The following is a 24,502-nucleotide window of genomic DNA, read 5'->3' on the forward strand; positions in this document are numbered from 1 at the left end:
ACCCGCGCGTCAGCGCAGCCCCGCCGCCTCGCGGGCCAGCTTCTCCACCCGGCCCCAGTCCTTCGCCGCGATCGCGTCCGCCGGCAGCATCCAGGAGCCGCCCACGCAGCCCACGTTGCCCAGCGCCAGATACGACCCGGCCGACGCCAGGGAGATCCCGCCCGTCGGGCAGAACCGTGCCTGGGGCAGGGGGCCCGACAGGGCCTTGAGATACGCCGTGCCGCCGGCCGCCTCCGCCGGGAAGAACTTCATCTCCGTCACGCCGCGCTCCAGCAGTGCCACGACCTCCGACGTCGTCGAGACGCCCGGCAGGAACGGCACCCCCGACGCCCGCATCGCCGTCAGCAGCGTGTCCGTCCAGCCGGGGCTGACCAGGAAGCGTGCCCCGGCGTCCACGGAGTCCGTCACCGACCGTGCCGAGATGACCGTCCCGGCGCCGACCACGGCGTCCGGCACCTCCGCGGCGATCGCCCGGATCGCCTCCAGCGCGACCGGGGTACGCAGCGTCACCTCGATCGCGGGCAGTCCGCCGGCCACGAGGGCGCGGGCCAGCGGTACGGCGTCGGTGACATCGTCCACGACGACGACAGGGACAACGGGGGCGAGGTCGAGCACGGAGGTCATGCCGCCATCCTGCCGTCCCGCCCACGCTCCTCGCAACGGGTGTTGCGTCCTGCGCAACGCGGGCGATTTCGGCGCGGCTCAGTGGATCTGCGTCACCACCACGTCCAGCGACCACGACCGCCCGGTCCCGCCGGGCGCCGCCACCTCCACCACATACCCCAACTCGCGCAACGTGTTCACCAGTTGCTCGGGCTTCCGCGGCTTCGCGCCGGCCATGAGCAGGTCCCGCACGAGCCGCCCCTTCGTCGCCTTGTTGAAGTGGCTGACCACCGACCGCTTCTCGACACCGTCCACGAACTGCGCGTGCAGGACGCGCACCGTCGCCGTACGGGCGGCGACCTCGCCCGCCGGCTTCCAGGCGGGCGCGTACGACGACGACCGCAGGTCCAGTACGAGCCCGTCCCCGGCCACCTCGGGCAGTACCGGGGCCATCGCGTTGCGCCAGTGGGTTCCCAGCGCGCCGATGCCCGGCAGTCGCACGCCCATCGAGCAGCGGTACGACGGAATCCGGTCGCCGATCCGCACCGCGCCCCACAGCCCGGAGAAGACCAGCAGCGACTTCCCGGCCCGCCGCCGCGCGGCGGTGTCCAGCGTGGCGAGGCCGAGCGCGTCGTACAGCACGCCGGTGTAGATGTCCCCGGCCGGCCGCGTCCCCGCGGTCCGCAGCTCCACGTTCTTCGCGATCTCGCCGCGCAGGCCCTCGCTCAGGCCCAGGACCGCCGCGGCCTTCTCCTCGTCGGCGGCGCACAGCTCGGCCAGCTCGTCCAGCACGGCGGCCCGTGCCCCGGCCAGTCCGGGCAGCGACAGCGCCTCCGGTTTCAGCGGAGCCCCGCGGCCGGAAGCGGCCTTGCCTTCCGACGGTGGCAGCAGCACGAGCACGGTGGTTCTCCTCAAGGGCGTACGGACCGGGGAGTGGGGGCGGCCCCGGTCCGCCAGGTTAAGCGACGTCGAGCGTCTCGCGGATCCGGGTGAGCCCGGCCACCAGCGCCGCCGGGTCGTCCGCGTGGAAGCGGACCGCCGTCGCCGTGCCGCGCCCGCCCATCGGCCGGACGAACCCGACCGGCTCGGTCAGGTCCACCCGTACTGTCGTCTGGCCGCCCACGATCAGGTCGAGCGTCCCGCCGGGCTCGTCGATCTTGATCAACGAGCCTTCCGGATAACGGCGTTCGACGCGCACCGAGGTGATCTGACCGCTTGCGATCGGCATGTCGAACAGCGCGCCCCAGCGCACCCGGAGCGACCCGTCGGCGCCCACGACATGCGGCCGGGTGACGCAGCCCGCGTGCAGCGCCAGCACCATCAGCACGCCGTACACGTCCAACACCAGCACGATCATGTGCACCAGCGGCCACGGGATGAGGATCGCCAGCGCCACGGTCTCCACCACGGACACGAAGAGGAAGCCGTACATCATCGCCGTCTGCGGCCCGGTGTACGCGGCGGCCAGATCCCCCTCGCCCACGCCGTGCCGCCGCCGGGCCACCCACCGTACGAGACTCGTCACGCCCCGCGCCTCGTTGAGGAGCAGCCGGCGCGCGGTGGCCGGCACGGCCGCCTCCACGGCCCGTGCGAGGGCGGCCCGGCGCCCGGCCCCGGCGACGCGTGCCGCCCGGTAGTGCCGCCGCACCAGCACGGCCTCGGTCACGAGCAGCGCGAGCACGACGGTCTCGGCGGTCCAGATGACCGGCGCCGGGACGTCCACGCCCGCCAGCAGACACCCGACCAGCGTGACCTCGGCCGGCACCAGCACCCACAGGACTCTGTTCACCGCGGTCCCTCCCCCTTCGTGTTCTTCTCGTTCATCCGCTTCGCGAGCGCTTCCATCACCTGTCGTGCCACCTCGGCCTGGGCTGGCGCGAAGTCGGCGAGGAACGCGGCGCCGAACCCCTCCAGCCCGGGTCCTGGCGTCCTCGGCATCGCGGCCAGCACCTCGTCCGGGATGGCGTCGACCAGTGCCGCGGCGAGTGGTCCGACGCGGGGATCCTCCGTCGGCGCGTCGGCGAGCGCGTCGAGGCGTTCGTAGAGCGCGAGGAGGTCCGGGTCGTGCGTCAGGGGGCGCAGGGCGTCGTACACGGTCTCGTCGCCGCCGACGGTGTCGAGGAGCGTGAGCAGTTCGCGGTCCTTGGCCGCCATCACCGACGTGGTCTCCGGCATGGCCCCCAGCAACCGCTCCAGCGTCGGCGACACCGGCCCCTCGGGCGGCAGCGTCCCCGCCATCAGCTCGGCGAGCCTGCGCCGCCTGGTACGGATCTCCTGCTCCTGCCGCGCCAGATCGGCGTCCAGCTCGCCAAGTACCTCCGCCAGCTCCCGCCCGGCGTCGTCGGCGAGCACGTCCCGCACCTCGTCCAGGCTGAGCCCCAGCTCCGACAGCCGCCGGATCCGGGCGAGGAGGACGGCGTCCCGTACGGAGTAGACGCGGTAGCCGTTGGGCAGCCGCTCGGGCTCCGGCAGCAGGCCCAGGTGGTGGTAGTGCCGCACCGCCCGCGAGGTGACCCCCACGAGGGCGGCGATCTCTCCGATTCGCATGAGTTCAGTAGAAACCCTGACGCTGCGACAAGGTCAAGCGTGATCGATCGATCGGCCGATCGGGCGGGTACCATGACGATCACGGCAGACGAGCCGGGCGGACGGCCGCGTGAAGATCTCCGGATCTTCCCGAGGAACGTCCGGACTCCACAGGGCAAGGTGGTGGGTAACGCCCACCCGGGGTGACCCGCGGGACAGTGCCACAGAAAACAGACCGCCAGGGACTGTGCTCCTTCGGGAGGACGGTCCTCGGTAAGGGTGAAACGGTGGTGTAAGAGACCACCAGCGCCTGAGGTGACTCAGGCGGCTAGGTAAACCCCACTTGGAGCAAGGTCAAGAGGGGCCGTCGCGAGACGGTCCTGCGCGGACGTTCGAGGGCTGCCCGCCCGAGTCCGCGGGTAGACCGCAGGAGGCCGACGGCAACGTCGGTCCTAGATGGATGGCCGTCTCCCCGGCCGCCGCGAGGCGACCGGGCGACAGAATCCGGCGTATAGCTCGACTCGTCTGCCGCCCCGGCTGTGACCGCTGGGTGCCCTTGCGCGCCGGTCCGTGCCCGTCCGTGCCGGTCCATCGATCGAGGACCGGCGTGGCCTACGACTTCCAGGCCGCCCGCGCGTTCCGCGGTGCCGTGGCCGCGCTCCGCTTCCCCTCGATGGCCGACGCGAGTTGGTCGACGGCGCTCGTCAGCAATGTGCCACCGGTCAACCCCTGCCAGGCAGGGACAAGGACGCTGTTGTACATGGACAGGTGCGGGGTGTCGCAGAGGACTTTGAGGGTCACTCCTTCGAAGTCCGGCGGCGTACCGGTCCTCGTGGCGGCGGTCGCACTCGGGAAGGTCCGCCGGACAGGGCCTACGGCAGGTGGACCCGCAGGGTGTAGTGGTGGGGCGGGACCGGGCCGTGGGTCAGCCGGCCGCCGACCGCCTCCACGCGCTCGGTCAGGCTGCGCAGCCCCATTCCGGCCGGCAGATCGGCGAAGCCGGGGGCGGCCGGCGGGGCCGCCTTGCTGACGCCGTCGTTGGTCATCGTCAACCGCACCGCCCCGTCGAGGAGTTCGACGGTCGTCCGGCAGCGCCCGGCCCTGCTGTGCCGCAGCACATTGGCGGCGGCCTCCCGGATCACCGTCGCCAGCACCGTCTGGACCGGCGTGGGCAGGGGCTCGGGCGGCAGCTGGGCCGTGGCCCGGATTCCGGCGGACCGCAGCACGGCCAGGGTGGCGTCGGCCTCCGTCTCCAGCGACAGGCAGTGGTAGCCGTGCGCCACTTGACGCACCTCGGCCATGACCTCCCGCATCCCGGACAGCGCCCGGTCCAGTTCCTCGCGGGCCGTCTGGGGCCTGCTGTCCATCATGCGCCGCGCCAGCTCGCACTGGAGCGTGACGGCCGACAGCCGGGGCCCCAGCAGATCGTGCAGATCGCGGGCGAAGCGCAGGCGTTCGCGTACGACGACGTGTCGCTGTGCGGTGGAGTCCGCCGTCGACATGTTGCCCCCTTCCTGGTGGTCCGTGCCGGTCAGCACCCTCGCGCTCCGGGCTATCACTGCGCTATACGCGTCCGCCGGGCACGGCCGGATCGGTGGTAGACAAGGCCGGGCCGAGGGCCGGCCCTCGGTTTGGACGGCCCGGTTCGGGGTCGTGGGGACGGTTGAGGACACAGGGACACATGCAGAGAATCGTGCTCGCCGAGGACATGCACATGATCAGGTCGGCGCTCGCCGGGCTGCTGGAACTGGAGCCGGATCTGGAGGTGGTCGCCCAGGCCGGGAACGGTACGGAAGCGGTCGCCGCGGTACTCAGAACGGGTGCGGACACCGCCGTGCTCGACATCGGCATGCCGGGTATGGACGGCATCACCGCCGCCGCGCGGCTGCGCGAACAGGCCCCGGACTGCCGCACGTTGATCCTGACCGGGATGGGCCGCCCCGGCCAGCTCTGGCGGGCCCTGGACGCGCAGGTGTGCGGCTTCCTCCTCAAGGACGCCCCGCCCGGCGAACTGATCGACGCCGTACGCAGGGTCGGCGCGGGACGCCGGGTCATCGACCCCGAACTCGCCATCTCCGCCTGGGAGATCGGCGACAACCCGCTCACCGCACGGGAGGCCGAGGTGCTCGCCATGGTGGGGGACGGGGCGGAGGCCACGCAGATCGCGAGCGCCACGAACCTGACGGTGGGGACCGTACGCAACTACCTGACGGCCATCGTGAACAAGCTCGGTGCCCGCAATCGCGTCGACGCGCTGCGCGTCGCCCGCGAGAACGGCTGGCTCGCCTGAGTGCCCGGCCCGCTGCCCCCGCCGACGACCACCACGGCCGCGTACGGGTGGCCTGTACGGGCGGTCATGTATAGGCGGTTTATGGGCCGATCCGCTGTACTCGTCGCCATGTTGGGGACACGACGACGTACGGGCGGCAGCCACCGCGATCTCTTCGCGCAGGACAGCTCCGCACCGCACTGGGCGTTCGACTACGCGCGCAGGCTCGCCGACCGGCATCCGCCGCACCACCGGGTGCTGATCCAGACGAGCATGTCGCCCACCGGCCACTTCCACATCGGGAACTTCCGGGACACCGTCTGCGCCCATCTGGTGCACCGGGCGCTGACCCGGCTCGGGCGCCGGTCCGCGATCCTGCTGAGCTTCGACGACTACGACCCCGTACGCGAGAGCCAGGCGGCCCGCGACCCCCAACTCGCCGACTGCGCGGGCCGTCCGCTCGCCGTACGCGGGGAGCGCGCCACCGGGATCTGCCGCACCTACCTCGCCGAACTGCGCGCCGTGGGCATCCTGCCACCGGCGGCGGACGTGGACGGCCGTACCCCGCCCGGCAGTTCGTGGCAGACCCACTACCAGCGCGAACGGTATCTGGCCGGCGAGTACGAGGTCATCCAGCGCCGCTACCAGCGGGACGCCGGGAAGCTCGCCGAACTGCTCGGCAGGAGAAGCGGCGACGGCCCGGACCTGTTCGCCGTCTACTGCCTCCAGTGCGGTCGCAACACCACCGAGATCCACGGTCTGGACGCGACGGCCGCCCGCTACGCCTGCCGGGCCTGCGGGGCCCGGCTGACCGTCCGCTCGCCGGGTGCCGTCAAACCCTCCTGGGCGCTGGACTGGACCCTGCGCGTCGCCCACGAGCACATCGACTGCGAGCCCGCCGGCCAGGACCACTGCAGCGCGGGCAGCACCATGGACCGCACCCGGCCGCTCTTCGAGCGGTATCTGAACACGCCACAGCCGGTCATCGTCCCGTACGGCCTGGTGCGCGGCGACGGCGGCGCCGGCAAGATCTCCGGTTCGCTGGGCGGCGGACCCTACGTACGTGATCTCCTCACCGTCTTCCCCGCCCCGCTGGTGCTGTGGCTGTACGCGCGCCGCAACTGCCTCTCCGACCTGCGTCTGGGCTTCGGCCGGGCGGCCTACCTCGGCGCGTACGACGCGTTCGACCGCTTCGTGTCGAGCGCCGACGGCGGTGCCGACAGGGCCGACGACGGGGCCGATGACGGCGACGGCGACGCGCGTGCCAGGACCCTCTGGGAGCTGCTGACCGACGAGGACCCCGCGCGGCGCGCCGCCCTGCCCCGGATGCGCACGGTCCTCGGCGCCCTGTACGGGCACGGCTACGACCGGCCCGCCGCGCTGCGCCACCTGGCGCGCCAACACCCCCACGCGGAGCCGGAGTCGCTGGCCGAACGGGTCGGCCACGCGCTGGCGTGGGCCGCGATCCACGGGCGGCGGCCGTACGAGGGGGCGGCGGCCCCGGCACCGGCCGGCGCGGGTACCGCGGTCGACACGCTGATCGGGCAACTCGCCCACCACCAAGGCCCCGGCGCCCCCAGGGCGGACCGCCCCAGGACCCGTGCGGACTTCCGGCAGATCTACGCAGCGCTGTTCGGCACCGGACACGGCCCCCGGCTCGACACTCTCACCGACGCGTTCACCCCGCCGGTGCTCGCCCAGGCGCTGACCGCCTATCGGGACCGTGGCGAACAGCCCCTCAGGGAAAGGGCGTTCGCGGTGCTCGACAGCGCCCGCCGGACCGCGGAAGAAGCCTGGACACCGCAGGCCTGGACACCGCCGGCCGGGGCACGGGAGGCCGACCGTGCGAGCTGAGATCTTCGTACCGGGGGGTGGCGCCGCCCCCGACGGCTGGGACGCCTTCGTGCGGGCCGGCCGAGCCGGTGTGCTGTGGGAGGAGGCCCTGCTGGAAGCAGCCGCGTGGGCGAGCCCCCGGCCGTACTTCGCCGGGCTGATACGCGACGCGGGCGAACCGGTCGCCGCGTTCTGCGGGCGGCTCGGTGTCTTCCCGCTGGTGCGGCGCTTCCGGCCCGCGGGCCGGGCCGCCTCGCCCGGCTGGTTCCAGACGCGTCTGCCGTACAGCTTCAGCGGGGGGCGGCTGTACGGCCCCCAACTCGGCCGCACGGAGCGCCGGTTCGCCGTGCGCACCTTCGAGCGCGCGCTGCGCCGCCGACTGGGTGCGCGCTGTGTCGGCGTACTGCACTTCGCCGCGACCGCCGCCGAACTCCCGGACCTGGACGGCCCGGCCAGACTTCGGCGGCCGATCGCCCCCACCACCGTGCTGCGCACCCGATGGGACTCGATGGACGCGTACTTCGCCGAACTGCCGCGCGGCAGACGGCGCCGGCTGACTGCGCTGTACGAGAGGGTCGGCGACGATCCGGAACTGGTGTCGGTGGTGGCCGCGCCCGCCATAGACCCGGTGCGCGCGAGCAGACTCGACCAGCTGACCCGGATGAAGTACACCGGCCGGCCGGAAGGCGTCGCCCCGCTGCCGCCCGGCTACTTCGAGCGGCTGAACGAGCGCCCCGGAGCGGCGTACTTCGCCCACCTGGAGAAGGGGGCCGGGCTGCCTGTCTCCTTCGACCTGGTGCTCGACACGCCCGAGGGGTGGATGACCACGGTGACCGGCGCGGCCGGCGGCGTTCGCGACCTCTACTTCGACCTCTATCTGCGGGAGATCGAGCAACTGATCGTCACCGGGGTGCCCGCCGTCGATTTCGGTCCCGGGATGCGCGCGATCAAGGAGTCCTTCGGCGGTGAACCACTGGCGCGTTACGCGGTGGTCGCACCGTTCGCACCCTGGTGACCGGCGCTCCTCCCTATCCTTCTTGTCCCGTCCAACGAGAACGAACGACAACAGCGGAACAGCGACAGCGCAACAGCAACAGCAACAGAGAACAGAAAGGGCATCAGGCCCCATGGAATTCACCACCGCGCTCGACCACCACCTGACGACGGTCCGCGACCGCGACCTGGACGCCTTCATGGCCACCGTGCACACCGACGCGACCTTCATCCTGCCGAACGGCCGGGTACTCGAAGGCGCCGACGAGATCCGCGCCTTCCACAAGGGCTGGTTCGCGGACCCCGACTGGACCATGAACACCGAGGTCACCCGCACCCTCACCCAGGGCGACACGGCGATCGTGGTACTCGCCGTCGACTACCACGACCTGGACGAGGACGGAAAGCCCTACCGGTTGAGCTACTTCCTCAGCCTCACCTTCGCCCGCGCGACCGGGGACGGGGACTGGCTGCTGCTCCACGACCAGAACACCAACCGCTGACATGTCACTTCTACGCCGCCGGCGCCACGAACGGCTCTACACGCGGTCGGTGCGGCGCGCCCTCGGTACCGTTCCGCACTACCGGGAGCGGTACCTGGAGAGCGGTGCCGGCGAACTGCCGCCGCTCACCCGCGACGAGGCCGAACTGCGGCGGCATCTGCTGATGCCGCTTGGCGCGGCCCTGCTGCCACGCCGCGATCCGGAGCTCGACCCGAGCCCCGGCGGCCCGGCGGCCGAGCGGGTCGCCGAGCTGTACGAGGCGCTGTGCCTGGCCGGCCGTCGCCCGGCCCGGGGGACCGAGGTGTACGAGACGGGGGACGCGCTGCGTGATCCGGTACGGGCGTACGGCGTCACCTGGCGCGTCCGGCTCTCCGCCGCCGCCGAGACCGATCCGTACGCGGAGCCCGGCCGTTACGCCCTGCCGGAGAGGCCGACGGGGCCGCCCGCCCTGCTGGTGACCGACGCGGATACGGACGCGGATACGGACACCGGTGCCGGGACCGGGTCCGGCACCCGTTCCGGCCCGTTGACCGTACTCAGGCTCGGTCTCGCCATCCGCGCCACGCCCCGCCCCGCGGGTTCCCTCTGGTACGAGCCCTGGCTCGGCCATCTCGGCGCCGTGCCCCCGTCCTGCGGCGAACTGCACCTCAATCCGGCGCGGGTGCACGCCCGGCTGCTGGACGGCGGCACCGTCCTGACGATGCTGCGCCGCCGTCGTCCCACTCTTGTCCATGTCCGCCCGGAGGGAGGGGAGTTGTACCGCCCGGCAACCTGCCCGCGGCATGCCCGCCCGATCCTTCGCGGTGTGCTGGACAGGCCCTAGACGAGTACGGCCGTGACGGGCGGCGGCCGGTGCCGGCGCCGTACCGTCACGGCCGTATCGCCGTCGTGTCACACCGCTCAGATCGTGCGGCGCTGCTCCAGCGCCGCGCTCCAGGACGGCGGCAGCTTCCGGACGACCTCGATGCCGGAGAAGACGGACGGCTCCTGCGGCCCCACCTTCCTCACCCACGCCGCCATCCGCGCGATTCCCTCCTCCAGGCCGACGGGCACCTCCGGCGCGCCGAACACCTTGTGGGCCCGCTCGTGACTCGCGTAGGCGTCGCGCACCTCGTGACGCTCCACGAGATGGTTGACGCGTGGCTCCACACCCATGGCCTCGCACACCGCCGTCGCGATGCGGTTGACGCTGTAGACGTGGTCCCCGCCGACGTTGAAGACCTCGTTGTACGCGGCGGGGGTGTCGACTGAGCGGGCGATGACGGGGGCGACGTCCTTGATGTAGCTGAAGGCGCGGGTCTGTTCACCGTCACCGAAGACGGTCAGCTCCTCGCCGCGCAGTACCTGATTCATGAAGATGCCGATGACGTTGCGGTAGCGGTCGCCGATGTTCTGGTACTCGCCGTAGACGTTGTGCGGCCGGAAGACGATGTACGGCAGGCCGAACATCTCGTGGGTGACCTTGAGTTCCTGCTCCACACAGAGCTTCGCGATGCCGTAGGGGTCTTCGGGGGCGGGCGTCAGCTCCTCGCTCATGGGCAGTTGGTTCGCTCCGTACACCGCGATCGACGAGGTGAAGACGAAGCACTTGACGGTGCCCGCGTTGATGGCCGCGTTGATCAGATTGACGCTGCCGAGCACGTTGTTCATGTAGTTGAAGCGCTTGATGAAGTGACTCAGGCCCTCGGCGGCGTACGCGGCGAGGTGGAACACGTAGTCGACGCGGTGGGCCGCGAAGAGCGAGTCGACCACCTCCGGGTCGCAGACGCTGCCGTGGCGGAACTCCGCGCCCGCCGGGACGTTGCCGCAGACACCGCCGCTGAGGTCGTCGAGAACGATCACCCGGTGGCCGGCGGCGAGCAGTTCGCGGGCCACATGGGAGCCGATGAAGCCGGCGCCGCCCGTGACGAGGGAGACGGGGCCGGGCGAGGGGGCTGCGGCTGGGGGGTTCATACCAGTTCCTTTTCCTTGGGGGTTCCGGGTACGCGGGACGGGGCATCCGGCTCGGTGCCGACGTCGGTGCGGGGGTGGCGGAGCTTCAGAAGGCCGAGTGCGGGGCCGGTCATCACGGTGGTCAGCACGGCCATCACGACAAGGACGGTGAAGGCGTTCTGGTTGATGAGCCCGGCCTCAAGTCCCGCGCGCAGTACGACGATCTCGGTCACACCTCGCGCGTTCAGCAGGACGCCGAGGCCGAGCGACATCCGCCAGGACAGGCCCGCGGACCGTGCCGTGACGGCGGTCCCGGCCAGCTTCCCGACCACGGCGGTGACGATCGCGACGGCCCCGGCCAGCAGCAGCCCGGCCCGGCCGGTCACGGCCGTGAGGTCGACGGACATGCCGACCGTCACGAAGAACAGCGGCAGCAGCACCCGGCGGTTGATGGAGTCGATACCGCTCTGCACGGCGGTCATCCGGTTCCCCGGGCGGTGCGGGACGAGCAGCCCGGCGAGGAACGCGCCGAAGATCGAGTGGACGCCCATCAGGTCGGTGACCCAGGCGAGCGAGAACGCGAGGAGCAGGAGGAAGACCAGCCGGGCCGCGGGTGGGGCGCCCGTCCGGTCGGCCCACCGCTCGGCAGCCCGTACGAGGGGACGGCCCAGCCGCAGGATCAGTACCGTCACCGCCGCCGCGAGCAGCACCGTGCCGACCGCGCCCCAGGGCCCGTCCGCCCGTGCCACCGCCATGGCGGTGGCGAGCGCGCACCACGCGACCACGTCACAGGCGGCGGCGCAGGCCATGGCCATCGTGCCGAGCGGATGCCGGGAGAGCCCCGATTCCTGCACGATGCGGGCCAGCACCGGGAAGGCGGTGATGCTCATCGCGGTGCCGAGGAAGATCGCGAACGGGACGAAACCGACCCCGCCCGCGGCGAATTCGCGGTACACGACGATCGCCGAGAGCGCGCCGAGCACAAACGGGATGATCATGCTGCCCTGGCTGACCGCGCCGACGACCCGTCCGCTGCGCCGCAGTTGGGAGACGTCGAACTCGGAGCCGACCGCGAACATGAACAGGATGAGACCGACCTGCGCGAGCAGGGACAGCAGCGGCCGCACCGATTCCGGGAAGAAGATCTCGGCCGACGCGGGGAGCAGACCGGCCAGCAGGGACGGGCCGAGCAGCAGCCCCATCGCGATCTCGCCGACGACCGGAGGCTGACCCAGGCGCCGGGCCAGCCAGCCGCCGCCGGCGGCCGCCGCGGCCACCGCCGCGAGCGCGGCCACCACCCGCAGGATCGTCTCGCTCGCCGGGGGACCGGTGTCCGACGTCCGCGTACCGGCCCCGGTCGCGGCGGCCGGGGCGTCGGGCGGGTCGAGGCCCAGGCCGAAGACGGCGACGAGCGCGCCGAGGGCGGCGAGGGATATCAGCAACGGCAGGACGATGCCGCGCCAGGCGCTGCGGTGGTCGCGGCTATCGTGGTGGTCGCGGTCGCCGTGCGGGGACTGCCCCGCGGCCTGCGGACGGTTGGTCTCGGTCATGGGGGAACTCCCGGATTCGGTGCCGTACGGATACGGCGTCGGGTTCACGTACGGCGCCGGCGCAGCAGCAGACGCGCGGCCAGGGCATGGGTGATCTCCCCGGCGGCGAGCGCGGTGACGGCACCGAGCGCGCCCATGGCGGGAACGAAGACCAGCCCGAGGCCCGCCGCGCAGCCCAGGCCCACCAGGGCGCTGACCGCCGTGGCCCGCAGGGTGCGCGCCGTGGCGTTCTCCAGCAGGTAGTTGAGGCTGCCGACGGCGAAGAACAGCGGGACACACAGCAGATACAGCAGCAGTACGGCGACGGCCGGCGGTACTCCCGCCGCGCGTTCGGCGTGCCGGACGAGTACGAACGCCCCGGCGGTCCACACCGTGCCCACGGCGGCGACGGGGACCAGCCGACCGACGACCCCGCGGTGCAGCGCGCCGGTGTCCACCGACCGGAGGCTGAGCGAGACCAGCGGCTGGAAGAGCCGCAGCACATAGCCGAAGACGTTCAGGATGATGGAGGAGGCGAGCACCATCAGATAGAGATGGCCGCTCTGTTCGTGGTGCCGGGAGGCGGCCAGGACGGCGAAGAGCACACTGACCGCGCCGCTCGCCGCCACGTCCCCCGCCGCCATCAGCAGTGAGGTGGAGACCGCCTGGCGGGCCAGGCCGGGGCGGACGGGCCGCGCCGACGCCGCCCGCAGCGAGGGCAGCAGGGCCAGGTTCAGCAGGACCGTGCCGCCGAGGAGCCAGCCGGTGAAGACGAGCGGACCCCAGCCGAGGAGCGTCGCGCCGCCGGCCCCGGTGAGGACGACGGCCGACAGGGCGGAGAAGTTGAGGACGTCGGCCCGGTTGCGGCCGAGCGCCCGGCACAGGCCGACGAGCACCATGTTGAGCCCGAGCAGCGCGGCGTACAGCCCGGCCAGCAGACGCAGCATGCCGGTGTGGCCGGCGGACGCGAACAGCAGTGCGCAGCCGAGCCAGAGCACGGCCGCCGCGGTGAGCAGCAGCGAGGTGGCGAGGAAGACGGTGAGGAGCTGGGGGCCGGTGCGCCTGGCCCGGGGGACGAGCTTGAGCGCGCATTTCTCGATGCCGAGCGAGGTGACCGTGGTGAGCACCTGTGCGGTGCCCATGGCCTGGGCGTAGTGCTCGTACGGACCCTGGCCCCAGCTCGCCAGCAGCGCGGCGTTCGTGCCGAGCAGGGAGAGCCGGAAGGCGGTGCGGCCGGCGAGCAGCGAGACGAGAACGCCCGCGCGGGGTCGCAGGGACGCGGCCTTGCCCGTGCCCGCGCCGGGTGACCCGGCCGCCACGGAGACCGTCGCCGTGTCCTGCGCGTCCCTCGTGTCCGCGGTGTCCTTCGTCGTGGCCGTCGCGCCGGTCCGGCCCCTCGAACCGTTCATGCCGGACCGGCGGCGCCGACGGACGGGGGCGGCGTCAGCTCGGAGGTGACGAACCGGCCCTTGCCGCCCGCCGTGATCTCCACGCTCGCCACCCGCACGATCTCCAGCGGGAAGGCGCAGCCGGCCACCGTGAGCAGCCGCTCCGACACCCGTTCGCAGAGGTCGGCCCAGGCCTCGGGGGACGGGTCGGCCGGCTCGGACGGTACGACGCTGAGGCGTACCGCCCCTTCGGCGTTCTGGTACACACCGCACTCGGCGATGCCGGGGAACGTCGCGGCCAGGTGCAGGAACGTGTCCGGGTACAGCTGGCGGCCGGTGGGCAGCAGCACGGAGTCGTTGACCCGGCCCGCGGTGAGCCGCAGGGTGCGGAACCGCCGCCCGCACGGGCACGGTTCGGGGTCGATCAGGCCGACGTCCCCGAGGTCGTAGCGGACGAGCGGCATCGCGCGTTCCATGAACGCGGTCGCCGTCACCCGGCCCTCCCGCCCGTCCTCCACGGGCCGGCCGTCCGGTCCGATGATCTCGACCAGCAGCCGGTCCTCCGCGAGGTGGGCCCGCCCGTGCTTGCAGTCGTAGGCGATGTTGAGCACCTCGAACGCCGAGTACTCGTCGTGCACCGGGGCCCCGAACTCCCGCCGGAAGAGCGCCCGGTGGGCGTCGACGAGCAGTTCGGACTCCGTGAGCACCAATTTCAGCGTCCGCCGCAGCAGTTCCAGCTCGCCCGGTGTCAACGCCCGCAGCAGCGCGCGGAGATGGACGGGATAGCCGATGAGGACCTGCGGGCGCGCGGTGAGCAGTTCGGCCTTGATGCCGTCCATCGGCCGGTCGGTGAGCAGCACATGACGGCGGAACAGGCCGGCCTTCTCGTAGCCGCGCGACGGCGGTGCGAAGGGCCGGATGTGGGAGAGCCGGTCGGTGGGCAGATAGCGGCCGGTCGCCAGGAACCGGCGTACGCAGCAGGCCAGGTGGTAGTCGTGGCTGCGCCGGTCGTGCACCACGGTCACCCGGCGGCCGGTGGATCCGCTGGTGCGGAACGTCGGGAGTTCCTCGTGGCGTACGCCGTCGGCGACCAGATCCTCCAGCGGGTGCCCGCGCAGCACTTCCTTGTCGATGACGGGCAGTTCGGCCAGTTCGGCGAGGTCGCGCAGCGGTCCCGGGTGCCGGTGGTAGGCGGGATCGTCCCGGTAGTACGGCACATGGGCGCGGGCGTGTGCCAGCATCCCGTTGAGCTGGGAGAGCTGACGCCGTCTCAGGGCGGTCCCGGTGCCGTACTGGCGGGCGATGCCCACCGGTACGTACCAGGCCTCTCGGAGGAACATCGTCGTCGCCCGCTCAGCCGACCGCGGTGGGGTGGGTCTTGGCGGCGGTGTCGGCGCCTTCCGAAGCGCCTTCCGAAGCGCCTTCCGAAGCGTCGGTCGATCCGGTCGATCCGGTTGATGCGGACCGTCCGGCCGATCCGGCCTGTCCGCGCCCGAACACCCGCGCCACCGGGGTGAACCAGCGAGTGGGCGCGAAGAGCACGAACAGCACCAGCACGACATGCACGGCGATGAACGCGTACGCCTCGTACTTGCTCGGCGCGTGGCCGATGAAGACCGTGATGTGCGAGGCCCACTCCCAGACCTCGGGGATCGTCGCGTAGGCGGGGTCGGTGTGGTCGTTGACCGTGAGGTAGGCGAGATCCTCCAGGCCCGACAGCATCAGCAGGATCATCGCGTACGACATCCGGCGCACCAGGTGGGCCGCTCCGGCGCCGATCCGGAAGGAGAACACGAAGGTCAGGATCAGGAACGGCGTCAGCGTCAGAATGTTGTAGTACAGCGTGGGGTGGACTTCGGCGTAGAAGAAGATCTTCGGCACGAAGTAGCAGAAGTACACCAGGAAGCAGAGCGGTACGACCAGGTGCAGCCGCCACTTCTTCGCCTGCTCCGGGTCGAGTTGGGCGATCGCCTCGGTGGCCAGGACGAACGGCACGAGTTTGAAGAGCAGTACGCCCAGGCTCGTGACCTCACGGTCGTGCGGCATGGCGAACCACACGATGCCGGCGAAGGTGAGGGCGAGTGCGGTGAGGATCAGGAAGGCCGCGTTGCGGCGGAGGGTGATCAACGGATCTTCTCCGTAAGGGTATGGGGGCGTGGGTTGCTGACAGCGGAGGCGCCGGCTCCGGCTCCGGCTCCGGCTCCGGCTCCGGCGCCGGCGGGCTCGACGACGAAGCGCAGCAGTGACATGGCGCGGGCCTGTGCCGCACGGAGTTCGTCGTGCGTCTCGGCGACGAGCAGCAGATAGCCGAGCTTGTGCCCGGCCTGGGTGTAGCGGTGCACGCGGCTGCCGGGCCCCGCGAAGAGTTGCAGTTCGGCGGTCTGGGGCAGGGCGCGGACCTCGTCGGCGCCCTCGACGGCGCGCAGGATCCCGTCGGTGTCGGACATGAGGATCTGGAGAGCGGTCTTACGGTTGTGACGGGGCGTCAGTTCCGTCGGCTGGCCCAGGGCGAGCCGCAGCGCCGCCTCGTAGGTGTTGATGCCGAAGGCGTGCCGGACGAGCAGCGGCATTCCGTTGCCGCCGAGGCGGGCGCCCATCTCGATGAAGCGGATCTCCTCGGCGCTGTCCACCACGAAGTCGAAGTTCACCGGGCCGTCCGTGTGGCCGAGTTCGCAGCTGATGTCCATGATCATGGAGCGCAGCCGGATCTCGGTGGCCGGAGCCAGCTCGGCCGGCACCGTGTGGGCGGTGGTGATCATGTGGGGCGCGCCGGTGGTCGTGCGCTCGGTGACCGCGATCGTCGCCAGCCGTGACTCGCGCAGGAACGCCTCGGCCGACAGATGCCGGCCCAGCAGCATCTCCTCGATGATCACCGCGCCGGAGAAGGAGTACGTCCGGGCGGCGGCGACCGCCTCCGGCAGGGCCGACCGGTCGGCGACGACCTGGACGCCCTTGCTGCCGGACGAGTCGCTCGGCTTGACGATGACGGGCAGCGGCAGCCTCTCGGCGGCCGACAGCAGCTCGTCGGCGTCGGCCGACTGGGTGTACGCGTAGGCGGGCAGCCCCAGCCGCTCCAGCACCTGGTGGAACGCGCCCTTGTCGATGGAGGCGCGTACGGCCGCCTCGGCCGGCTGGTACGGAGTGCCGAGCAGCCGGCTCAGCTCGGCCACCGACTCCTGCGCCGCGTCACTGGCGGGGGAGAGCACGGCGGCGATGTCGAGATGGCCGACCATGGCGGCGATCCGCTCCGGCGCGCGGGTGGTCATGCACAGGAACAGGTCGCAGGCGGCGGCGCCCAGCGCCTGCGGGCGCTGGTCGACACCGATCACCCGGTAACCGAGACGGCGTGCCTCGTGGTACGCGGGCAGTTGGTCCTCGCCCCCGCCCAGCACCAGGATGTATGGCTCTGTCATGGCAGTTTCCCTGTCTGCGACAGCGACAGGGACACGGCCCGGCCGCCGGTGGTCTCGTGGATCTCGTTCCGGTGGGAGTAGAGGTCGTCCCGTGGCCGGATCGGCACATTGGCCTCGCGGATCTGGTAGCGGGGGAGTCCGGCGCCGCCGCGCATGATGCGCACCATGTAGCGGGAGATGAGCGCGAGCGCACCGATACCGAGGGCGTGCAGCAGGACGGACGCCACGGCCAGCAGCCGCGGAGCGGCGGGCGCCACGGCCAGGACCGCCGCCGCCGCCGCGGCGCCCGCGGCGGCGAAGTAGACGAGCGCGAGCGGCCGGTAGGAGAAGCCGACGAAGAGATCGACGGCGTGCCGGCACAGACCGGCCAGCGACCACTTGGCACGCCCCGCCCGGCGCGGGGCGTGGGCGGTCGGCATCGTCGTGTACCGCGCGCCGATGAGCGGCAGGGTCGCGAGGAAGTACGGCGTACTGACCCGGCATTCGGAGACCTTGCGCGCCACCGATGTGCGGACCACCCGGAACACCGAGGCGTGGACGGGCAGTTCGATGCCCAGCGCGCGGGTTGCGATGGCCTGGTGGGCGTAGGTGCCCAGCCGGCGGTGCCACGGGTCCTGCCGGCCCGCCCGGGTCGCGAACACCGCGTCGTAGTCGCCCTCCACGGCCCGCTGGGCGAGCTTGTGCAGCTCGGCCGGCGGGGACTGGAGATCGGCGTCCAGCTGGACGGTCCATTCCTTCGACGCGTAGGAGAAACCCGCTGTGAACGCTGATTCGAGGCCGAAGTTGCGGGCGAGCGAGAGATAGTGGACGCGGGAATCCTCGGCCGCGATCCGTTTGATGATGCCGAGCGTCCCGTCCGTGGACCCGTCGTCCACGAACAGGATCTCGGAATCCTCGTACCTGTATATCTCTCGTTTGATTTCCAGATATGCCTGCTCTATGCATTCCTCCTCGTTGAAACAGGGCACCATCGCGGTGATCGAAAGCGTGGCAGGCATTCTGGTCATCCTCTGCTGCGCGGCTCGCCGGTCTCCTGTTCTGCCGTCGGGCGAAATCAGTCGAACATCGCCTGCATGGTCTCGTGGGTGGCCTTCTTGTCCATGTCCCGGCGGCCGGCCCAGCAGGTGTTCAGGATGATGCGGGTCTTGTCCGCGTTGAGCGGGACCGTGCGGTGCAGCGTGGTGTCCGAACGCAGGAAGTACAGGTCGCCCTTGGCGTGGCCGTACGAGCGGATCGGGTGCTGCTGGAGGTACTCCTCGACGCGCGGGTCGTCCTTGTTCCAGTCGGTGTGCGGGATGCACTGGAGCATGCCGCCGAACTCCAGCGACGGCGCCTCGATCAGCCAGATGACGGTGTAGCTGAAGTCGCCCCAGTGCCAGCCGTGGGTGTCACCCTTCTGGTGCTGACGGGTGATGATGTACTTCTCCTCGTCCCACGGGCAGTCCAGCACCTCTTCCGCGGCGATCCGGGAGAGGAACGCCTTGAGCGCGGTGGACTCGTAGACCGCGGGGATGAGCGAGCCGTCCTGGGCGATGGCCTTCTGGCCCGCCGTGGACATGTAGCGCGGCGAGTCGCCCGTCGCCTTGAGCCGGATGTCGATCCGCTTCTGGTGGGTGTCGATCAGCTCGTGCGTCTCCAGGGCGACGGCGTCGAAGATCTCCTGGGAGACCAGGCCGGGCAGCTTCACATAGCCCTCGCGGCGGAAGTGCTGGGAGAGCTTCAGCACCTCGTGGTCGTCGGCGAACCGCTCCGAGATGTTTTTGGCAATCCGCTCTTCGACATTGTCGGCGGTTATCGCGCTCTGCTCCATGGCGAGCTGCTCCTTCTTCGATTGGGGCTCCTGCGGCCACAATGTTGTCGGCCGTTCTCGACAGGGACGATCCTGCCCCGCACGGATGCCCGCCGGTAGTTTCTTCCTCATCGATCGGACATGAGAAAGCCACCCCGCGGCTCGGCGTGAAGATCTCACATTGGATATGAGGAACGCATGTCCGGCCTCGTATGAGAAGTTCACCCTTGCGGGAGCGGCGCCCGTGCTGTCAAATTCGCTGCCATGCCTTGTGATTCGGGAAAAGGAATGGCGACGACATGGATGGAGTGGGAAGAATGACCGGAACGGAAGAGGGAGCCGGGACAGCCGAGGAGCCCAGGACGGCCGGGAAGTCCGTGACAGCCGAGGAGCCCAGGACGGCGGTGGTGGCCGGCGGGGCGGGATTCCTCGGGTCGCATCTGTGCGAGCGGCTGCTGGCCGACGGCTGGCAGGTGGTCTGCGTCGACAACTTCGTCACGGGCTCCCCGGAGAATGTCGCGCACCTCGCCGACCACGGGCGGTTCCGGCTGCTGACGGCCGACGTCTCCGCCGGACCGCTGGACATCCCGGGGCCGGTCGCCGCCGTGCTCAACCTGGCGTCACCCGCCTCGCCGGTGGACTATCTCGAACTGCCCCTGGAAACCCTGCGGGTGGGATCCGAGGGCACCCGGCATCTGCTCGACCTGGCCCGGGACAAGGGCGCGCGCTTCATCCTCGCCTCCACGTCGGAGACGTACGGCGACCCGCTCGTGCACCCGCAGCCCGAGACGTACTGGGGCAATGTGAACCCGGTCGGGCCGCGCTCGGTGTACGACGAGGCCAAGCGCTACGCCGAAGCGATCACCATGGCGTACCGCCGCACGCTCGGTGTCGACACCGGCATCATCCGTGTCTTCAACACCTTCGGCCCCCGGATGCGCGCACACGACGGACGCGCCGTGCCCACCTTCATCCGGCAGGCGCTCGCACGCGAGCCGATGACCGTGACCGGCGACGGCTCACAGACGCGCTCGCTGTGCTACGTCTCCGATCTGATCGAGGGCATCGTGCGGATGACGGCGTCCGCTCTCGAAGGCCCGGTCAATCTGGGCAATCAGGAGGAGACCACGATGCTCGCGCTCGCGGAACAGATCCGCGACCTCACCGGGTCGCAGGCCGAGATCGTCCATGTGGCGCGGCCGGTGGACGACCCGTCGGTGAGATGCCCCGACACGGCCAGGGCGTACGAAGGGCTCGGCTGGCGCGCCGAGTTCACCACCGAGCGCGGGCTGTTGGCGACGATCGACTGGTTCCGGGCGGCCCGTACGCCGGCCGCCGCACTCGCCACCGAGCCGCTGCCCCGGCCCCAGGCGGAGCCGCGGTCACGGTCCGTGCCCGGTCTCCAACTGACGGGTGCAGAGAAAGGATAGGAACCCGGGGCACTGTTGACGCCGGTGACGCTCACGTCGTACGTACGGGCCTCGGTCGGCCACAGTGGGGGAGTTCTCGTGCCAGAGGGGCGGCCACATCCTCTCCCGCTCCCGCGGGTCCGCGTCGGCGGGACACCGCGGGCCGCACCGCGTTCAGCGATCGACCCACCCCTTGCTCGCGGCGAGCACGCCCGCCTCGAAGCGGCTACGGGCGCCCAGACGGTGCATCAGATCGGCCGTGATACGCCGTGCCGTCCTTACGGAGACGCCCAGTTGGCGCGCGATGGCATCGTCCGTCAGGCCCGTGGTGAGCAGTTCGAGCACGGCCCGCTCCTGCGGCGGCGGCGTATCGCCGGGACTTCCCGCGGGCTGACCGATCGGGCGCGCGGTCTTCCACATCTGCTCGAAGAGGGTGAGCAGCGCGGCCACCGTGCCCCCGCTGTTCAGGACGAGCACCCCGCGGTCGGCCGCGCCCGGCTCGACCGGCACCATCGCCGTCCGGCCGTCGTAGATGAGCATCCGGGGTGGCAGCCTGGACACCGTACGGACCCGACCGCCGCGTCGCCCGAGCCACTGCACATAGCTCCTGGTCGCACGGGAGTTGTGCGCGCTGTCGAGGAAGATGTAGCGCAGTCGCACACCCCGCTCGGTGACCGCTTCGTCGAGCGGCCTGGCGGCCTCCAACTGCTCCTCGTTCTGGCCGCCGCCCGGTACGAAGGCGACCACCTCCGTGGTGCAGGTGCTCGCCAGGTGCTCGATCTTCGACTGGATCACGCCGGTGCCCTGGAGCTTCTGCACCTCGGGGACCGCGTGACCGCCGCTCGCGCGGAACTCGGCGAGCATGCGGGTGATCGCGAGCCTGCTCGCCCCGATCCGCTGCTGACGCTCCAGCACATCGGCCTCCTGGCTGATGAGCAGCGAGGTCAGTCCGAGCTCGGGGTCGACCGGCCGGCCGGGCCCGCCGTCCGCCGAGGGTCTGACGAGCGACAGCGCGGCGAGTCTGTCGAGCGCCGCACGGGTCCGTTCGTCGGTCCAGCCGAGGCGTTCGGTGAGATCGGCGACCCCCTCCACCTCGTCCGAGAGCATCGCGCGGTAGACGGCTTCGTCGTCCGGACCCATATCAAGTTGGCCAAGCATGTTCCCCTCCCCCAAGGGCGACAGCGCAAGACTTCTCGTACAACCGCGGGACCACGGGCCCGACGAGCTGTGCGGGCACACTCTATGGGAAGCCTCCAAAGGATTGCCGGGTCGATTGGCGCTGACTTTTTTCGGCCAGGTGCGGACGTCCGCCGGGGAGGGTGCCCGAGATGTACCTCGTGAGCGCGCGGTTGAGAGCGGCGGACCCCCGGACGCCGCGCGACGTTCCGCACCCCGCCGACGTGCGCCTCTCGCTGTGGGACGCGGCGGACCCGGCCGACCGGCTGGAGCATGTGTACGCGCGCCACGCCCCGCCGTCGTCCGTCGAAGCGGTGCTCTTCCTCGCCCTGCCCACGCTCGCCGACGCGGAGCGGGTGGCGGACCGACTGCTGGCGCGCTGCACCGTCGGGGGCCGCCGCCTCGACCGGTGGTCCACCGTGCCACTGACCACCTTGGTGGAGCTGTCGGCCCAGCGGGCCGACCCCCGGTGAGGGCGGACCTGCTGAGGGCGGACCGGTCTGAGCGGACCCGGTGAGGGCGGCCCCGTCCGAGGGCACCCGGTCCGAGCGGCGGCCGGGTGTCTACGCCACGCCCCAGTGGCGGGCGGCTTCGCACGGGGGCCGGCCACGGCTGTCCGCCTCCTGCCATTGCAGTTCCCTGTCACTCGCTCGACCTGGGCAAGTCCGTCGGCTGCAGGGAAAGTTGCCCCTGTCGGCCGCTCGTCCCGCCCGTTCGTGGCGGGACCGGCACGCCCGTCCAATGGGTTCACAGGGGAGAACACATGAAGACTTCGTTCCGGTACACGGTGAGATACCCGGCGCCAGGCGCCGCGCTCTCGGGGGCGGCCCCGCGCGTCGGGGGCGAGCTCGGCCACGCACGGGCGGACGACGAGAACATCTGGGGCCCGTGACCACCGTGAGGCCGGCGGGGGCCGTGCCGTCCGAGCTGACCGTGAGTCTGCTCGGGCCGGTCGAGGCCCACCGCGACGGCCGGCCCCTCAACCTCGGCGGGGTCAAGCCCCGTACCGTCCTCGCCGCGCTGCTGCTCGCCCGCGGCCGGGTCGTCCCCGACAGCACGCTCACGGCACTGCTGTGGGGCGACGCCCCGCCCGCCACGTCCGCCGCCCAGATCCACACATACGCCTCGCGCGTGCGGCAGTTGATCGGTCCGGGAGCCGCGGTGGAACGCCGCCGCCCCGGCTACCTCATCCGCCTTCCCGAACACGGCGTCCGGATCGACCTGCTGGACTTCCAGGAGTACGCCGAGCGCGGCGCCACCGCGCTGAGCGCGGGGGATCCCGCGACCGCCGCCAGGTTTCTGCGCCACGCCCTCGCCGTCTGGCGGGGCGTGGCGCTCGGCGGGGTCTGCGAACCGCTCGTCTCGCTGGAGCGCGACCGGCTGGAGGAGGAGCGCGTCGGCGTCGTTGAGCGGCGCGTCGACGCCGACCTCGAACTCGGCCGGCACACCGCCCTCATCCCCGAACTGACCGCGCTCATCGCCGCCCAGCCACTGCGCGAGGCACTGCGCGGCAAGCTGATGCTCGCGCTCTACCGCGCGGGCCGGCAGGCCGACGCGCTCGCCGCCTACCGCGCCGCACGCGCCACCCTCAACGAGGAGCTGGGCATCGAACCGTGCGCCGAACTGCGCCGGCTGCACCAGTCCATGCTCGCCGGGTGCGCGTCACCCACCGGGCCGCCCCACGCGTCGCCGGCGCCCGCCGGTCCGCGTGCCCCCGACGCCACCGCCCCCGGCCGGGCCACCGCCCCGGGACGTACGGCCCACGCGGCGCCGCACACGGCGGCCGTGCCCGCCGAACTCCCGCCCCCACCGGCCGACTTCACCGGCCGCGACGAGGAGGTCCGGCGGATACGCAACGTCCTCGTCGGGATTGGTCCGCGCGACAGCGGCCGGGCGGTGCTCGCCGTGACCGGGATGCCGGGCGTCGGCAAGAGCGCGGTCGCGCTGCACGCGGCCCACGGCGCGCTCCACCGCTACCCCGACGGCCAGGTCCATCTCGACCTGCGGGGATCGAGCTCCGAGCCGCTCGCGCCCGCGGACGCGCTCGCCCAACTGCTGCGGGTGCTCGGCGTGCCCCCGGACGAGGTCCCGGCGTCGTACGACGCGCGGGTACGCGCCTACCGGACCCGGGTCGCGGGCCGGCGGCTGCTGCTGGTCCTGGACGACGCGGACGACGAGCGGCAGATACGTCCGCTGCTGCCCGCCACCGTCGGGTGCGCGACCCTGGTCACCAGCCGCTCGGGACTGCACGCCCTGGGCGACGTGTGCCGGATACCGCTCGGGCCCCTCGGCGCGGCCGACGGGCTCGCCCTGCTCGGGAAGCTGGCCGGTGCTTCCCGTACGGCGGCCGAGCCCTACGCCGCCTCGGTCATCGTCCACGCGTGCGCGGGCCTGCCGCTCGCTCTGCGGATCGCCGGCGCACAGCTGTCGGCGCGCCCGCACCGGCCGCTGACCCGGCTCGCCGACCGGCTGGCGTCCCCGCACCACAGGCTCGCCGAGCTGGCCTTCGCCGACCTGTCGCTGCACACCCGGCTGCGCGCGGCGTACGTCCGGCTGGCGCCGGAGAGCCGCGGACTCCTGCGCTTCCTCGCGGCGTCGGCCACGGCGGAAGGGGCGGCGGACGGCGTCCCGGCGTACCACGCCGCGCGGGACCTGGGCCTGGAGGCGGACCGGGCGGAGGATCTCGTCGACGAACTGGCCGCGTCACACTGGGTGGAGATGGTGCCCCGGGCACCCGGCGACGGCGGCGGCCACCACCGGGCGCGGCTGCATCCTCTCGTCCGGCTCTTCGTCCGGGCGGAAGCGGCCGGCGGGGCCGTCGCGGCCAGAACGGCCGTTCCGCGACTTCTGATATCGACGTGACCGATCCGGGGACCACAGGGGAGAATCCTGCTCATGCCACCACCCAGAGGCTTCAGCTACGAGCGGCACACCGACGGCAGTGTGGTCATCACCCACCAGGGCCGGGTGGCGAGCACACTGCGCGGAGCGCGCGCCGACAAGTTCCTGACCCAAGTGGAGTCGGGTGACGCCCAGTTGGTCATGGCGCGGTGGACCGGCTCGTACAAGTTCGGCAACGAACGCGCGGCGCGCGACCACCCGCGGAATCAGGGCCGCCGGTAGTTCCGGTCCGGCCGGG

At 71.8% G+C, this 24,502-nt stretch carries 25 protein-coding genes and 1 other RNA gene; 11 read left to right on the top strand and 15 right to left on the bottom strand.

Annotated features, from left to right (window positions below; all coding sequences use genetic code 11):
* Positions 1–9: 9 nt before the first annotated feature.
* The 4 genes from eda to OG700_RS28905 all read right to left on the bottom strand — a co-directional run bounded on the left by eda (position 10) and on the right by OG700_RS28905 (position 3,150).
* A complete protein-coding gene (gene eda, locus OG700_RS28890; protein WP_405618590.1) occupies positions 10–624 on the bottom strand; it encodes a bifunctional 4-hydroxy-2-oxoglutarate aldolase/2-dehydro-3-deoxy-phosphogluconate aldolase in 615 nt (204 codons plus the stop codon).
* Between the two features lie 78 nt (positions 625–702).
* Positions 703–1,503 carry a peroxide stress protein YaaA gene (gene yaaA / locus OG700_RS28895; protein WP_405618593.1) on the bottom strand — a complete coding sequence of 267 codons (801 nt, stop codon included), beginning with the start codon at positions 1,501–1,503 and terminating at the stop codon, positions 703–705.
* Between the two features lie 58 nt (positions 1,504–1,561).
* Positions 1,562–2,392 carry a hypothetical protein gene (locus OG700_RS28900; RefSeq protein WP_405618596.1) on the bottom strand — a complete coding sequence of 277 codons (831 nt, stop codon included), beginning with the start codon at positions 2,390–2,392 and terminating at the stop codon, positions 1,562–1,564.
* Entirely contained in the window at positions 2,389–3,150 is a 762-nt protein-coding gene (locus OG700_RS28905) for a MerR family transcriptional regulator (RefSeq protein ID WP_405618598.1), read from the bottom strand. Before OG700_RS28905 ends, OG700_RS28900 begins: the two co-directional genes overlap by 4 nt.
* Positions 3,151–3,239: 89 nt before the next feature.
* Between OG700_RS28905 and rnpB the strand changes: the two genes are divergently transcribed.
* Positions 3,240–3,657, top strand: an RNA gene (rnpB, locus tag OG700_RS28910) — RNase P RNA component class A.
* 84 nt (positions 3,658–3,741) lie between these two features.
* Here rnpB and OG700_RS28915 read toward each other — a convergent pair.
* Positions 3,742–3,930, bottom strand: a complete 189-nt coding sequence (locus tag OG700_RS28915; RefSeq protein ID WP_405618600.1) for a hypothetical protein — start codon at positions 3,928–3,930, stop codon at positions 3,742–3,744.
* 71 nt (positions 3,931–4,001) lie between these two features.
* Positions 4,002–4,667, bottom strand: a complete 666-nt coding sequence (locus tag OG700_RS28920; protein ID WP_405618602.1) for a sensor histidine kinase — start codon at positions 4,665–4,667, stop codon at positions 4,002–4,004.
* A gap of 143 nt (positions 4,668–4,810) precedes the next feature.
* On the opposite strand from OG700_RS28920, the gene OG700_RS28925 reads away from it, so the two are divergent.
* The 5 genes from OG700_RS28925 (at position 4,811) to OG700_RS28945 (ending at position 9,550) form a co-directional block, all read left to right on the top strand.
* Complete coding sequence (locus tag OG700_RS28925) at positions 4,811–5,419, top strand: DNA-binding response regulator (RefSeq protein ID WP_405618604.1); 609 nt, start codon at positions 4,811–4,813, stop codon at positions 5,417–5,419.
* An 81-nt stretch (positions 5,420–5,500) separates the two neighbouring features.
* Complete coding sequence (locus OG700_RS28930; protein WP_405618606.1) at positions 5,501–7,252, top strand: lysine--tRNA ligase; 1,752 nt, start codon at positions 5,501–5,503, stop codon at positions 7,250–7,252.
* On the top strand, positions 7,242–8,246 hold the full coding sequence (locus OG700_RS28935) for a hypothetical protein (RefSeq protein WP_405618608.1): 1,005 nt from the start codon (positions 7,242–7,244) through the stop codon (positions 8,244–8,246). Before OG700_RS28930 ends, OG700_RS28935 begins: the two co-directional genes overlap by 11 nt.
* Before the next feature lie 112 nt (positions 8,247–8,358).
* Positions 8,359–8,727 carry a YybH family protein gene (locus tag OG700_RS28940; protein WP_405618611.1) on the top strand — a complete coding sequence of 123 codons (369 nt, stop codon included), beginning with the start codon at positions 8,359–8,361 and terminating at the stop codon, positions 8,725–8,727.
* 1 nt (position 8,728) lies between these two features.
* Positions 8,729–9,550 carry a hypothetical protein gene (locus OG700_RS28945; RefSeq protein WP_405618613.1) on the top strand — a complete coding sequence of 274 codons (822 nt, stop codon included), beginning with the start codon at positions 8,729–8,731 and terminating at the stop codon, positions 9,548–9,550.
* 77 nt (positions 9,551–9,627) lie between these two features.
* On the opposite strand, the gene OG700_RS28950 is transcribed toward OG700_RS28945, so the two are convergent.
* The 8 genes from OG700_RS28950 to OG700_RS28985 are packed head-to-tail and all read right to left on the bottom strand — an operon-like array spanning position 9,628 to position 18,799.
* Positions 9,628–10,680, bottom strand: coding sequence for an NAD-dependent epimerase/dehydratase family protein (locus OG700_RS28950; RefSeq protein WP_405618615.1), 1,053 nt, complete (start codon positions 10,678–10,680; stop codon positions 9,628–9,630).
* On the bottom strand, positions 10,677–12,209 hold the full coding sequence (locus OG700_RS28955) for a cation:proton antiporter (protein ID WP_405618617.1): 1,533 nt from the start codon (positions 12,207–12,209) through the stop codon (positions 10,677–10,679). The genes OG700_RS28950 and OG700_RS28955 overlap by 4 nt, the downstream gene beginning before the upstream one ends.
* Before the next feature lie 44 nt (positions 12,210–12,253).
* Positions 12,254–13,597, bottom strand: coding sequence for a hypothetical protein (locus tag OG700_RS28960; protein ID WP_405618619.1), 1,344 nt, complete (start codon positions 13,595–13,597; stop codon positions 12,254–12,256).
* The gene (locus OG700_RS28965) at positions 13,594–14,916 is read right to left on the bottom strand and encodes a phenylacetate--CoA ligase family protein (protein ID WP_405618621.1); all 1,323 of its coding nucleotides are present in this window, start codon (positions 14,914–14,916) and stop codon (positions 13,594–13,596) included. The genes OG700_RS28960 and OG700_RS28965 overlap by 4 nt, the downstream gene beginning before the upstream one ends.
* A 13-nt stretch (positions 14,917–14,929) precedes the next feature.
* Positions 14,930–15,703 (bottom strand): hypothetical protein, encoded by a 774-nt coding sequence (locus OG700_RS28970; protein ID WP_405618623.1) that lies wholly within the window; start codon positions 15,701–15,703, stop codon positions 14,930–14,932.
* A complete protein-coding gene (locus OG700_RS28975) occupies positions 15,700–16,989 on the bottom strand; it encodes an ATP-grasp domain-containing protein (RefSeq protein WP_405618625.1) in 1,290 nt (429 codons plus the stop codon). Before OG700_RS28975 ends, OG700_RS28970 begins: the two co-directional genes overlap by 4 nt.
* Positions 16,986–17,987, bottom strand: coding sequence for a glycosyltransferase family 2 protein (locus tag OG700_RS28980; RefSeq protein ID WP_405618627.1), 1,002 nt, complete (start codon positions 17,985–17,987; stop codon positions 16,986–16,988). Before OG700_RS28980 ends, OG700_RS28975 begins: the two co-directional genes overlap by 4 nt.
* A 56-nt stretch (positions 17,988–18,043) precedes the next feature.
* Positions 18,044–18,799 (bottom strand): ArpA protein, encoded by a 756-nt coding sequence (locus tag OG700_RS28985; RefSeq protein ID WP_405618629.1) that lies wholly within the window; start codon positions 18,797–18,799, stop codon positions 18,044–18,046.
* Between the two features lie 383 nt (positions 18,800–19,182).
* Between OG700_RS28985 and OG700_RS28990 the strand changes: the two genes are divergently transcribed.
* On the top strand, positions 19,183–20,208 hold the full coding sequence (locus OG700_RS28990; RefSeq protein WP_405622052.1) for an NAD-dependent epimerase/dehydratase family protein: 1,026 nt from the start codon (positions 19,183–19,185) through the stop codon (positions 20,206–20,208).
* 153 nt (positions 20,209–20,361) lie between these two features.
* On the opposite strand, the gene OG700_RS28995 is transcribed toward OG700_RS28990, so the two are convergent.
* Positions 20,362–21,345 carry a LuxR C-terminal-related transcriptional regulator gene (locus OG700_RS28995; protein WP_405618631.1) on the bottom strand — a complete coding sequence of 328 codons (984 nt, stop codon included), beginning with the start codon at positions 21,343–21,345 and terminating at the stop codon, positions 20,362–20,364.
* Positions 21,346–21,515: 170 nt separating this feature from the next.
* Between OG700_RS28995 and OG700_RS29000 the strand changes: the two genes are divergently transcribed.
* From OG700_RS29000 to OG700_RS29015, 4 genes are all read left to right on the top strand, one after another.
* Positions 21,516–21,836, top strand: a complete 321-nt coding sequence (locus OG700_RS29000; RefSeq protein WP_405618633.1) for a hypothetical protein — start codon at positions 21,516–21,518, stop codon at positions 21,834–21,836.
* A 290-nt stretch (positions 21,837–22,126) separates the two neighbouring features.
* Positions 22,127–22,255, top strand: a complete 129-nt coding sequence (locus OG700_RS29005; protein WP_405618635.1) for a hypothetical protein — start codon at positions 22,127–22,129, stop codon at positions 22,253–22,255.
* Positions 22,252–24,225: a BTAD domain-containing putative transcriptional regulator gene (locus tag OG700_RS29010; protein WP_405618638.1), complete on the top strand. Its 1,974-nt coding sequence runs from the start codon at positions 22,252–22,254 to the stop codon at positions 24,223–24,225. The genes OG700_RS29005 and OG700_RS29010 overlap by 4 nt, the downstream gene beginning before the upstream one ends.
* A 33-nt stretch (positions 24,226–24,258) precedes the next feature.
* A complete protein-coding gene (locus OG700_RS29015) occupies positions 24,259–24,486 on the top strand; it encodes a hypothetical protein (protein WP_405618640.1) in 228 nt (75 codons plus the stop codon).
* Positions 24,487–24,502 lie beyond the last annotated feature (16 nt).

The sequence above is a fragment of the Streptomyces sp. NBC_01508 genome (assembly GCF_045040315.1).
Taxonomy (GTDB): Bacteria; Actinomycetota; Actinomycetes; order Streptomycetales; family Streptomycetaceae; genus Streptomyces.

What these genes read in the sequence shown, in the direction of transcription:
- eda (WP_405618590.1), bottom strand. Translation starts at nt 624, where the DNA reads ATGACCTCCGTGCTCGACCTCGCCCCCGTTGTCCCTGTCGTCGTCGTG.
- OG700_RS28905 (WP_405618598.1), bottom strand. Translation starts at nt 3,150, where the DNA reads ATGCGAATCGGAGAGATCGCCGCCCTCGTGGGGGTCACCTCGCGGGCG.
- OG700_RS28925 (WP_405618604.1), top strand. Translation starts at nt 4,811, where the DNA reads ATGCAGAGAATCGTGCTCGCCGAGGACATGCACATGATCAGGTCGGCG.
- OG700_RS28930 (WP_405618606.1), top strand. Translation starts at nt 5,501, where the DNA reads ATGGGCCGATCCGCTGTACTCGTCGCCATGTTGGGGACACGACGACGT.
- OG700_RS28940 (WP_405618611.1), top strand. Translation starts at nt 8,359, where the DNA reads ATGGAATTCACCACCGCGCTCGACCACCACCTGACGACGGTCCGCGAC.
- OG700_RS28945 (WP_405618613.1), top strand. Translation starts at nt 8,729, where the DNA reads ATGTCACTTCTACGCCGCCGGCGCCACGAACGGCTCTACACGCGGTCG.
- OG700_RS28950 (WP_405618615.1), bottom strand. Translation starts at nt 10,680, where the DNA reads ATGAACCCCCCAGCCGCAGCCCCCTCGCCCGGCCCCGTCTCCCTCGTC.
- OG700_RS28955 (WP_405618617.1), bottom strand. Translation starts at nt 12,209, where the DNA reads ATGACCGAGACCAACCGTCCGCAGGCCGCGGGGCAGTCCCCGCACGGC.
- OG700_RS28960 (WP_405618619.1), bottom strand. Translation starts at nt 13,597, where the DNA reads ATGAACGGTTCGAGGGGCCGGACCGGCGCGACGGCCACGACGAAGGAC.
- OG700_RS28965 (WP_405618621.1), bottom strand. Translation starts at nt 14,916, where the DNA reads ATGTTCCTCCGAGAGGCCTGGTACGTACCGGTGGGCATCGCCCGCCAG.
- OG700_RS28975 (WP_405618625.1), bottom strand. Translation starts at nt 16,989, where the DNA reads ATGACAGAGCCATACATCCTGGTGCTGGGCGGGGGCGAGGACCAACTG.
- OG700_RS28980 (WP_405618627.1), bottom strand. Translation starts at nt 17,987, where the DNA reads ATGCCTGCCACGCTTTCGATCACCGCGATGGTGCCCTGTTTCAACGAG.
- OG700_RS28985 (WP_405618629.1), bottom strand. Translation starts at nt 18,799, where the DNA reads ATGGAGCAGAGCGCGATAACCGCCGACAATGTCGAAGAGCGGATTGCC.
- OG700_RS28995 (WP_405618631.1), bottom strand. Translation starts at nt 21,345, where the DNA reads ATGCTTGGCCAACTTGATATGGGTCCGGACGACGAAGCCGTCTACCGC.
- OG700_RS29000 (WP_405618633.1), top strand. Translation starts at nt 21,516, where the DNA reads ATGTACCTCGTGAGCGCGCGGTTGAGAGCGGCGGACCCCCGGACGCCG.
- OG700_RS29005 (WP_405618635.1), top strand. Translation starts at nt 22,127, where the DNA reads ATGAAGACTTCGTTCCGGTACACGGTGAGATACCCGGCGCCAGGCGCC.
- OG700_RS29015 (WP_405618640.1), top strand. Translation starts at nt 24,259, where the DNA reads ATGCCACCACCCAGAGGCTTCAGCTACGAGCGGCACACCGACGGCAGT.